A 10,786-nucleotide genomic window follows, 5' to 3' on the forward strand; every position below is an offset into this window, starting at 1 on the left:
AAAGCGTTGCTTCGCAACACTTTCAGGAATTTCCTTTTGGTTCGTTTAATCGATAATTGCTGTAGTGGATTAGGACATAAAACCCAGTAAGAGATAGCTAGGATCTAAAACCCAAAATAGTGTTGCCGCGCTCCGCGCGGCAACACTATTTTGGGTTTTAATTTTGTCCTCACAAGACTTGCGACAGCTATATATATTACGACAGTCCCGCTTACAAAAGAATCACTAAACACCGCATTGCTTCTTTAGCATTATCTAAAATCCAAGGAGAATTAGTGAATTAATCCTAAGAAGAATGGGAATTGTAAGTCATTATTGCAGAAATAGAATTTCTGCTATACTCTAGGTTTAATTTCTGGGGCATCAGTATTCTTGGCATTTAGAGGGAGTTTCTCTTTTCATATTTATTTAGCTCATCTTCTTGATGTATAGGTACCTATGGCTCATGCATTTAATCTAGGTGGACAGAAAGCTTACTATCATGATGAAGGTGATGAGAGTGGGTATTTTCATACTTACGATGCTTTACAGTTAGATCCTAAAAACGATCGCCCCCGTAAAGTCCATGTCTTTTTACCGCGTACCTATGGGGATAATCGCGATTACTCGGTACTGTATATGAATGATGGCAATACTGCTTTCTGGGCAGGGGGATTGAGTCCTTACTCATGGGATGTCCCAAATGTAATGAGAAGTTTATACAGCAAGCAAGAAATAGAGCCTGTAATTGTCGTGGCAGTTCATCCTCTTAATCGCTCCTACGAATATCTACATGTAGAAGAGTTTTCTACTCCCTTTAAAAAGGAAGGTGGTGGGCTACCAGAATATGCTAATTACATGGTACGGCTAAAATCGTTTATTGACCTTAATTACAAAACTATCAGCGATCGCAGTTCTACGACTATTCTCGGTTCCTCTCATGGTGGATTGGCAGCTTTTTATACAGGCGCGATTTACTCCGATCGCTTTGGTAATATCGGTGCGCTCTCTCCATCATTTTGGGCGGGTGGTGTTTTTAACTTGCCAAGTTCTCCATTGATGCTGGCTGTTGGGAAATATCTTCGTAAAGACAATCAATATCGCCCCCGTTTATGGATTGATTGGGGAACTAAACGTTCGGGTGGTTTCCATAATTTTGTCATCGAGCAGCAAGCAACTAGATGGGCTCGCAGGATGTTAGAAATTCTAGAGAAAGACTATGGGTACGTACTTGGTAGAGATCTATTTAAGTATGAGGATAGGGAAGGAGGTCATGATGAGAGAGCGTGGTCTTACCGTTTGGGCTTGATCCTCAAACAGTTCTATCCTCAAAATAAGGTCGTGCTAAATAGGTAAGAGCGTGCGCTCATTTGCAAAACGCTATAGATTTAGTGGAGGTTTAGAATTTCTGACATAAATTGATGAATTATCTCTATTTACATGGTTTTGCCTCTAGTCCTCAGTCCACGAAAGCAAAATATATGCAACAAAAGTTTGCCGAGCATGGACTGACTCTGCATGTTCCCGATCTCAATCTCGCGGATTTTTCATCGGTGACACTTACGGAGCAGTTGGCTCACCTACAGACTTATCTCAGCGATGACGAACCGATCGCGGTAATTGGTTCTAGCCTTGGGGGATTTTTGGCAGTACAACTAGCCGCTCAAAATCTGTCGGTACAGCAGTTAGTATTATTTGCCCCAGCCTTTGGGTTTAGTCAGAGGATAGCTAAAGCTTTAGGCTCGGAAAATATTAAGCGCTGGGAAGAAGAGGGTATCCGCGAGTTTTATCATTACGGGATGAAGCGTGATGTAAATTTACAATTTAAATTTTTCGCCGATGCCCAGCAATATTCCGAAGAAAAGTTAATGCGATCGCTACCCATACTGATTTTTCACGGCATTCATGATCAGGTTGTACCAGCGTCTTTAAGTGAAGAATTTGCCAAAAGGCGATCGCAAGTTACTTTAAAATTACTAGATGACGACCACGCTCTCGGCAAAGATTTAGAGACTACTTGGCAAGATCTAAAGCAATTTTTGTCCATTTTCTAAAATTTATGCTGTCGCCAAATCACGGGGCTAGCTAACAACCTATGAAGAGGCGTGAATTGCCTATTTTTTAAATAGTCATTCCAAAGGGTAGTTTCATTTGATACAAAATATCCGCTAGGATCTTAAAATCAGCAGTAGAAATAAAAAGGGTTTTAAAACCATTGAAAAATATTATTAAAACGCTGCGAGCCGACTTCGCTATCATTTTTGAGCGCGACCCTGCTGCGCGTAACTGGCTAGAAGTACTGCTATGCTACCCTGGACTTCATGCGATCTGGTTGTACCGCTTTGCCCATTGGCTGCATGGTATGAAGTTGCCAGTGCTCCCTCGGATGATCTCCCAGATGGCAAGATTCCTAACGGGCATTGAAATTCATCCAGGCGCAAAGATTGGTAAGGGCGCATTTATCGATCACGGCATGGGTGTAGTAATTGGTGAAACGGCGATTGTTGGTGAATATGTCTTGATCTATCAGGGCGTAACCCTTGGCGGTACTGGCAAGCAATCGGGCAAACGCCACCCAACTTTGGGCAATAACGTGGTGGTTGGTGCGGGCGCAAAGGTTTTAGGTAACATAGAAATCGGTAGTAATTCTCGTATTGGGGCTGGTTCCGTGGTGTTGAAATGTGTTCCCCCCGATTGCACCGTTGTTGGCATCCCAGGGCGCATTGTCCATCGTCATGGGGTTAAGGTTTCTGCCCTCGATCATTTTCAGGTTCCCGATCCTGAAGGCGATGTAATCCGATCGCTGATCGGTCGCGTCGAGCAACTAGAAAAACATGCCGAAGCCCATACTTTACATCCCTTAAATAACTACATCATCGATTCAGAACTTTTGAAAAATGTCCGCCCCAGACATCTTACGCCCTGCGATCGCGTTGATCGTTTTGAGCCTGAAGAATACGAAGGCTTTTCTGAGGGTGGTGGAATTTAGACATCAAACGTACAAGCCTTTGCTGCGTGGACGGCACAGGCTTGTACGTTTGATGTTTTATAGATACCGCCAATCTTATTAGGACAAAATTAAAACCCAAAATCATGTTGTCGCGCTCCGCGTGACAACATGATTTTAGGTTTTATAGCAGTAGCCAGTTATGTTAGGACAAAAACAAAACCCAGAAGAGTGTTGCGCCGCTTCGCGCCGCAACACTCTTCTGGGTTTTATGCCTTAACTTATTTGGCTATAGCTATATGTCTTGATACAGTTGGCGGTAGCTATATGTATGATTTAAAAGTTCTTGCACCAATCTGCCCGAACTTAATTTGTAAGTTAATGAGTGACGAGTTGTATAGGTTGCTTTTAGTAGATGGCGATCGCATTTTTCGGATGGGAATGCGATCGTGGTTGTTTGAGTTTCCAGATTTAGAAGTATCGGCAGATGTGGAAACAGCCGAGGATGCTTTAAGGATTTTGCGAGAAATCCCTGAGATTGATTTAGTGATTCTCGATCTCAATTTAAGGGGAGAAAGTCGAGATTCTGTGTCAATAGGTCGTGTGGGGTTAGATCTATGCCAACAACTAAAGTCTCAATATCCCCATTTACCCCTATTCGTATTGATTTCTCAGTCGTCTTTGGAACTCATAAAAATTGCCATTCTTTATGGTATTGATGGCTACGGCATAAAGGGAAACAAGCCCGAAGAATTAGTTGCGTCGATCCGTCAAGTTGCCCGTGGTGGTCAATATTTGGGGGAGCGCTACCAAAATGAAGTCAGCCAGAATGAAGTCAGTCAGAATGTTCGCTCAGTCCCCAATATGCCAGAGCAAACTGTGATGGAGATTGTCAAACGGAGCTTTTATCGATCGGGAGTAGGACAGATCGATCGCTTGCTAGCTGAGGTTAGATTGAGTTTGTCTGGGGTAAACGATCATATCGGCGATCAGATCGGCAATATGATCGGCGATCGCCTAATCAAGATCGTTTTGGCAGGACAAGTTCGCGAACTACAGGTTGCGCGTTGGCTAATGCGACAGCTATGGGGACAAACCTCAACTCCTGCGATTTCTCAAATTCCGCTCGATCTCTCTTCCGAAATGGCTAGCCCAGATGTGGATATAGGCGATCGCCTAATCACTAAATTTGATAGAACGCAGGAGCGATCCGAGCTAAAGAATCAACATAATATTCTCGCGATCCAAGCTAGTTTATGGGACAAAACCGTTACAAAAATTCAATCTAATCTGTCTAATTGGAGTAAGACACCCCTAGAAATTGACATTTTAAAAGATGATAAGAAGCGCGAACTTTTATATCTTGCCCTGCGGCAAATCGAACAAAGCCTTACAGAATTGAGGTTTGCTCAAATTCTCCCATCGCAGCTAGAGTCTAAAACTCCTGATATTTTAAGAGGGATATGGCAAGAAACCGTAATTAATTTTTTTGGCAAATACTACGCGGTCACAAGTATTACTGATATTGGTAATGAGGTAAGTAATGAGGTAAATGTAGTTGACACTTTACTCAAGGATTATGCAATCATCCAAGCCGAATTTCTCAATAAGATTCCTCAGTTTAATTCTTTTCTTGCCCACTTATTATTTGAAACAGAATTAGTAGTTGATAGTAAGAATGTATCGCTTGGTTCGACTGAAGCAATGCAGAGATTGGAACTGATTTTAGACAATGTCATTATTCAAATTGCGAATGCTGTAATTCAACCGCTTTTAAATAATTTTGCCAATGCTGAAGAAATCAAGCAAAACTTCTATCGATATAATTTGCTGGCAACCCGTGAAATAGAAAGATTTCGGAACGACCTATCTTGGAAATATCGCCTAGAAAAATACGTCCTCGAACCACAATTAATTTTTGAAAGTCGTCATACCTTTTTAACCTTTGGCGATCTCGGTATCAAAAGGATAAGTATCTACGCACCCCGCAATCAGGAACTCCAAAAGTTAGAAGGTGTGCAGCTAGCGGTAACCTTAGTACTGGAAATCCAAGATGCGATCGCGCCAAGACTAAAATCGGCGATCGCCTTCCTTGGCAGTGGATTTGTGTACTTATTAACCAATGTGATTGGTCGTGGTATCGGGTTGATCGGACGTGGTGTAGTACAGGGGATTGGGACTGCTTGGCAAGATCGACCCAAAAGATGAGTGGCGGCGCTAAGCGCCGCCACTCATCTTTTGGGTTTTATGTTCTAGGCAAACCTTATGTTGCTATAGGAAAGAGAATTTAGGATCGCTTATACCAATTCACGAAAGTGTTGTCACACTTTCGTGAATTAAAATCCAAACCCAGCAAGGGTTTTCAAAGTTCAAAAACTCTAAGAGATCCCCCTCAATCCCCCTTAAAAAGGGGGAAGAATTAAATTCTTCCCCCTTTTTAAGGGGGGCTGGGGGGATCTATCCAATTCTTAAATGGTTTCTAAAGGTTTTGAAGTTGTTGGGCGAGAATATTTTTTTGGATTTTACCCATCGCATTGCGGGGAAGTTTCGCAATAAAAAATATTTGCTTGGGGCATTTATAGTTTGCAAGACGGCTTTTACAATGTTCGATTAATGCTTCAGGAGTAATATCAGCCGTTTCTTTAAGGGCGATCGCGGCTACAACCCTTTCCCCAAAATCCCTATCCTCTAGCCCTAATACGGCGGACTCTTTGACTGCTTCATGGCATTCGATCGCATTTTCAATTTCCTTAGGATATACATTAAATCCACCCGTAATGATTAGTTCTTTAGCCCGACCAACTAAGTACAATCGACCGTTATCATCGGGATCTTGAAAGCCGAGATCGCCCGTCCGAAACCACCTATCCACAAAGGATTCTGCTGTTTTTTCGGGCATTTCCCAATAGCCTTGAAAGACATTGTCGCCACGGATCCAGACTTCTCCCACTTCAGACATTTGGACATCCTTTCCATCCCGATCGACGATGCGGATGGCAACTCCTTCTAATGGAAAGCCGACGCTTTTGGCTTTGCGATAGTCAGCTTCAATTAAGTTGGAGGCATTCATCCCCGTTTCAGTCATGCCATAGCGTTCGAGAATGCGGAAACCCGTGAGATTCTCAAACTGATGGAATTGACGATCGCTTAAGGGCGCAGAGCCAGAGATAAACAGCCGCATTTTCGTTAAGTCGGGTTTTGATGCGAGCTTTTCCCATGTATCGATCAAACGCTGATAGATGGTCGGAACCCCCATTAATATCGTACAGTTTGCCGACACTAATGTATCCCAGACCCTTTGAGACTCAAACTTTTCCAGCATGACAATGGTTGCTCCTGCATACAGTCCGCCTAGGGTCGCAACATTTAAACCATGAATGTGGAATAGGGGCAAAACATGAAGAAGGATATCGCGATCGCTCCATGCCCATGCTTTGTGGAGAGCTTGCATATTCGCGATCAGATTGCGATGTGAGATAGCTGCACCTTTAGAACGTCCTGTCGTTCCAGACGTATATAAAATCATGGCTATATCATCGAGATCTGTCGCATATTTTGCGGCGATCGCCTTGCCAGCCGATCTGATGGAAGCATTGGCAGTGACTTCTGAAGGCGATGAATCCTCATCCTGAAGTAGAATTTGCAATTCGGAAAGATGTGGAATCGATGGCTTAACTCTGCTGTAGAGGAGCTGAGAAGTTACTAATAGCGAACTTCCTGAGTCCGTGAGAAAATAGACCACCTCCTCAGGACGATAATCGGGATTTAGCGGTAAAGAGATCGCTCCGATGGAGAGAATGGCAAAATGAAAAAATAAAAACTCAATACATTTGGGTAATTGGATGGCGACGCGATCGCTTTTTTTAATACCAAAGCGATCGAGTTTGGTAATGTAGCATTGCACCTGATGGTCGAATTCTTGGTAAGTCCAAACTTTTCCCTCAAAAATAATTGCGGGTTTGTCAGCATATTTTGCGGCGGTTTCGGAAATTAGCTGTGCTAAATTCATGACTGATTTACCTCTAGCAATTTTTCAATCAGGAGATCGTCCGACATTTTACAGTGCCGAGCGCGATCGCTCAAAATTCTCATCATCATAAAGTACTGCGCTATGCAAAAGTAAACCAAAAACAGAGATTGTACCGTCCGCTACGCGGACGGTACAATCTCTGTTTTTGGTTTTTAATTCTGCTGTAAGACTGGCGAGAAATTTATCTACAGGGATAGACCGATGCCACGGCTATCTGTGCGATGATAAATTGAACTATCTTGCCGTTAGGTTTTGTTGACTGTGAATACCGTTCGTACTGTTTCTGACACCAAAAAAGACTTTTATTTAGCCTTCCCCAAACCAGTCAATCAGGTCTACCGACGGGTTGTGGACGAACTTTTAGTGGAAATTCATCTACTGAAAGTCAATCAAACATTTGTTTACGATGCAATTTTTGCGTTAGGTTTTGTAACTACTTTCGATCGCTTTACAGCAGGCTATAAACCTGAAACCGATCGCTTTGCGGTATTTCATGCATTGTGCGCGGCACTGCAATTTGATTCCGATCGCATTCGTCAAGATGCAGCTAATCTCAGCGATTTAGCGACGCGATCACCTAACGATATTAAAACCCTACTTACCAATCTGGATTCGGGGATTATCCTTGAACCTTTGTCGGGGCAACTACAAATTATTTCTGCTAAAGAAAATTTTAAATATAGCCGTTTGCTAGGCGTAGGGCTTTATGCATTGCTAGAAATTAGCGATCCAGAAGCGATCGCCGATAGTGCCAAGCGCGAAGAATTAATCAAACTAGTGGGTGAGACGCTGAAATTTGGAAGCGATCGCTTACTTAAGGATGTCGATCTTTATCGCTCGAATCTTGACAAAATCGAGCAAGCCCGTCAGATGATTGCCGATATGGTAGAAGCTGAGCGTAAAAAACGCTCTCAAAAGGAAGCTGTCCTATCCAGTGCTAAAACTACGGAAACTCCCGATAATCCATCCTAATCTCAAGCTAAGAAACTATTTAAGAATTGGATAGATCCCCCCAGCCCCCCTTAAAAAGGGGGGAGGATTAAATTCTTCCCCCTTTTTAAGGGAGATTGAGGGGGATCTCTTAGAGCTTTTGACCGCAGAAAGTAATTCTTAAATGGTTTCTAAGAAATGGCGTAGCCATTTCTTAGAAACCATTACTAAGTTAAGTTTTTAATTCACGAAAGTGTGACAACACTTTCGTGAATTGGTATAAAAAATCTGTAATGCGTTTTGGAAAACTTCTGGCATAATACTAGGGATTTTTTTGAGGCGCGAGATGTCCGAATTACGAGACTATCAGCAACGGGTCATCGATGAAATTTATGCAACTTGGCAACAGGGCAAGCGCTCTATCTTGTTAGCCATGCCTACGGGTTCGGGAAAGACCCGCACCTTTAGCGAACTTGCCAAACATTTTTGCGATCGCGATCGGCGTGTTCTCCTATTAGTACATCGGGAGGAATTACTCTGGCAGGCTAAAAAAACCTTAGAAAAAATCCTGCGATCGCCTGTAGGTATCATCAAAGCCGATCGCCCGATGCAGCTAGAGTATCCAGTGCAATGCGCCTCTGTACAAACGCTAGTAAAACGACTCGAAAAACAAGAAATAGATTTAGGGGCGATCGCTTTAGTAATTATCGACGAAGCCCACCTATCCCTTGCACCCAGCTATCTATCCATTTTGAGGTGTTTCCCTGAAGCTTTGATTTTGGGAGTGACAGCTACCCCTTTGCGACTAGATGGGCGAGGTTTTGATCGCCTTTACGAGGCTCTCGTGATCGGTCCTTCCGTATCGGAATTGATCTGGCGAGGATTTCTCGCGGATTATGAAGTTCTTGCTCCTGAAAGTTTTTTGCCAACAGAAGAAGGCATTCGCATTGCAGGAGGCGATTTTAATTCCGCCGATCTGGCTGAGCGGATCGATCGCCGCTATGTTGCTGGTTGCGCTGTGGATGCTTATTTGCGCCACGCTTGCCAAAAGCGCTGTGTCGTATTTGCCATTAACTTAGATCATTCCAAAGCGATCGCTGAACGTTACTGCGCCGCAGGTATTGTAGCCGAACATATCGATGGCGAAACTGCTCCCAAAGATCGCCAAGCTATTCTCGAACGTTTCCGCGCTGGTGAAACTCAAGTTCTTTGTAATGTTAATTTATTTACTGAAGGTTTTGACGTTCCAGAAATTGAAGTTATTCAGCTCTGCCGTCCCACCAAATCCGTTGCTCTCCATTTGCAAATGCTCGGTCGGGGGCTGCGCCCTAAGGAAGGACGGAAAGCATTGATTCTCGATCATGCGGGAAACTGTTTGCGCTTGGGGGGGGCAAAAGCAGACCGATGCTGGACGTTGCAAGGATTAACAGAGTTTATTCCTGCCCCCGAAGCATCGATCAACCCTATGGAAGAGGCGATCGCACCGCCAATCGAGCCGTCGATCGCCTTTTCTAAGACACAAATCGATCTGCCTAATTTTCCCAAGCGGCGCGTCGAAATTTATGAAACTGATGTTGATTTCTTTCATCTGCCCACGCATACCGAACTCGAAACGCAACTAGCTCGCCAAACCTATAGCCAATCCCCACCAGCTAGATCGATTTCGAGCCGATCGCCGAGAGTGCCATCAGAGGCAACGCAATCGCTCGCCCATCGAGATCGCCGCTCCGCTCCCAATCGCCAAATTCCGCCTCCAGCTTCATCGCAGGTTTCTGCAAAGAGACGCTCTAGCCCCCCAAAACGTCATTTGTCACCTTTGCAACAGGTGGGCAAAGCGGCGATCGAGCTAGCGGAAAGGATGGAAAATATTCTCCTATGGATCTGGCGATCGTGGTTTCCTCCCAAGCGTAAACGGGTCGAAACTCCTCGCAGATCTAAACGCCCCCAAGGTTTTTGATTTTATGAAACAACTACTAAAAAGCACTTTGCGTCGGTTTGGTTACGACCTAGTACCTTATGTACCTGTCTCGGAGACAACCTCGGAACTCGCTTCCGTACCCGATTTATCCGAATCTCAGCAGAGGATAATTTTAGCGGCAAAGCCTTTTACAATGACCAGTGTAGAACGCATGGCAACATTAATTAATGCTGTAACCTATGTGTCTCAGAATGGACTTGCGGGGGATATTGCTGAGTGTGGCGTTTGGCGGGGAGGCAGCATGATGACAGTTGCGCTTACCCTTATGGCTCTCGGTGATCTCAGTCGATCGCTCTACCTTTTCGATACATTTGAGGGCATGTCTTCACCGACTGCCGACGATAGAAGTTTGGATGGAGTTTCTGCCGACTTGCAACTCGATCGCGCTCCGCAGGGAAGCGGAATCTGGTGTTACGCAAGTTTAGATGAGGTTCGAGCAAATATTTTATCTACGGGTTATCCAGAACAAAAGATTCATTTACTCAAGGGAAAGGTCGAGGACACGATTCCGCGCAACATGCCATCCCAGCTTTCCCTTTTACGCCTTGATACGGATTGGTACGAGTCAACTAAACACGAGCTCATGCATCTTTATCCCATATTGACCGAAAAGGGAATTCTGATTATCGATGACTATGGACATTGGCAAGGAGCCAAGAAGGCTGTGGACGAGTATTTTGCAGAACTTGACAGTAATCTTGACAGTAATATTTATTTACACCGCATCGATTATACGGGACGTATTCTTGTAAAACCATGCAGATAGAAGAGATTTGTGCGCAATAGCTGCTAACAAGTTAAGTAGCTAGCCATAAGTATAGTTGTTTTAAATAACTTGTAGACGGGCTTCGACTTCGCTCAGCCCTCGGTGTAAGCTAGCTGAGCGAAGTCGAAGCTGTAGTTTTTATTTGAATTATCTATA

8 protein-coding genes are annotated in these 10,786 nt (G+C 44.0%); 7 read left to right on the plus strand and 1 reads right to left on the minus strand.

Annotated features, from left to right (window positions below; translation table 11 throughout):
• The first annotated feature begins 438 nt into the window (after positions 1–438).
• From AC805_RS13410 to AC805_RS13425, 4 genes are all read left to right on the plus strand, one after another.
• Entirely contained in the window at positions 439–1,335 is an 897-nt protein-coding gene (locus AC805_RS13410) for an alpha/beta hydrolase (RefSeq protein WP_055075894.1), read from the plus strand.
• 65 nt (positions 1,336–1,400) lie between these two features.
• Positions 1,401–2,033, plus strand: coding sequence for a YqiA/YcfP family alpha/beta fold hydrolase (locus tag AC805_RS13415; RefSeq protein ID WP_055075895.1), 633 nt, complete (start codon positions 1,401–1,403; stop codon positions 2,031–2,033).
• Between the two features lie 140 nt (positions 2,034–2,173).
• A complete protein-coding gene (gene cysE / locus AC805_RS13420; protein WP_072143619.1) occupies positions 2,174–2,968 on the plus strand; it encodes a serine O-acetyltransferase in 795 nt (264 codons plus the stop codon).
• A 285-nt stretch (positions 2,969–3,253) separates the two neighbouring features.
• A complete protein-coding gene (locus AC805_RS13425; protein WP_082429498.1) occupies positions 3,254–5,134 on the plus strand; it encodes a DUF3685 domain-containing protein in 1,881 nt (626 codons plus the stop codon).
• Positions 5,135–5,405: 271 nt separating this feature from the next.
• Here AC805_RS13425 and AC805_RS13430 read toward each other — a convergent pair whose 3' ends face one another.
• The gene (locus tag AC805_RS13430; protein ID WP_055075896.1) at positions 5,406–6,935 is read right to left on the minus strand and encodes a class I adenylate-forming enzyme family protein; all 1,530 of its coding nucleotides are present in this window, start codon (positions 6,933–6,935) and stop codon (positions 5,406–5,408) included.
• 282 nt (positions 6,936–7,217) lie between these two features.
• Between AC805_RS13430 and psb29 the strand changes: the two genes are divergently transcribed.
• The 3 genes from psb29 (at position 7,218) to AC805_RS13445 (ending at position 10,630) form a co-directional block, all read left to right on the plus strand.
• Positions 7,218–7,928, plus strand: coding sequence for a photosystem II biogenesis protein Psp29 (gene psb29, locus AC805_RS13435; RefSeq protein WP_055075897.1), 711 nt, complete (start codon positions 7,218–7,220; stop codon positions 7,926–7,928).
• Positions 7,929–8,232: 304 nt separating this feature from the next.
• On the plus strand, positions 8,233–9,843 hold the full coding sequence (locus AC805_RS13440) for a DEAD/DEAH box helicase (RefSeq protein ID WP_055075898.1): 1,611 nt from the start codon (positions 8,233–8,235) through the stop codon (positions 9,841–9,843).
• Between the two features lie 4 nt (positions 9,844–9,847).
• Positions 9,848–10,630, plus strand: a complete 783-nt coding sequence (locus AC805_RS13445; RefSeq protein WP_055075899.1) for a TylF/MycF/NovP-related O-methyltransferase — start codon at positions 9,848–9,850, stop codon at positions 10,628–10,630.
• Positions 10,631–10,786: the final 156 nt, after the last annotated feature.

This window comes from Pseudanabaena sp. 'Roaring Creek' (genome assembly GCF_001402795.1).
Taxonomy (GTDB): domain Bacteria; phylum Cyanobacteriota; class Cyanobacteriia; order Pseudanabaenales; family Pseudanabaenaceae; genus Pseudanabaena.

Excerpts from the sequence above, each read along its gene's own strand:
- AC805_RS13410 (WP_055075894.1), top strand. The coding sequence starts at position 439 with ATGGCTCATGCATTTAATCTAGGTGGACAGAAAGCTTACTATCATGAT.
- AC805_RS13415 (WP_055075895.1), top strand. The coding sequence starts at position 1,401 with ATGAATTATCTCTATTTACATGGTTTTGCCTCTAGTCCTCAGTCCACG.
- AC805_RS13425 (WP_082429498.1), top strand. The coding sequence starts at position 3,254 with ATGTATGATTTAAAAGTTCTTGCACCAATCTGCCCGAACTTAATTTGT.
- AC805_RS13430 (WP_055075896.1), bottom strand. The coding sequence starts at position 6,935 with ATGAATTTAGCACAGCTAATTTCCGAAACCGCCGCAAAATATGCTGAC.
- AC805_RS13440 (WP_055075898.1), top strand. The coding sequence starts at position 8,233 with ATGTCCGAATTACGAGACTATCAGCAACGGGTCATCGATGAAATTTAT.
- AC805_RS13445 (WP_055075899.1), top strand. The coding sequence starts at position 9,848 with ATGAAACAACTACTAAAAAGCACTTTGCGTCGGTTTGGTTACGACCTA.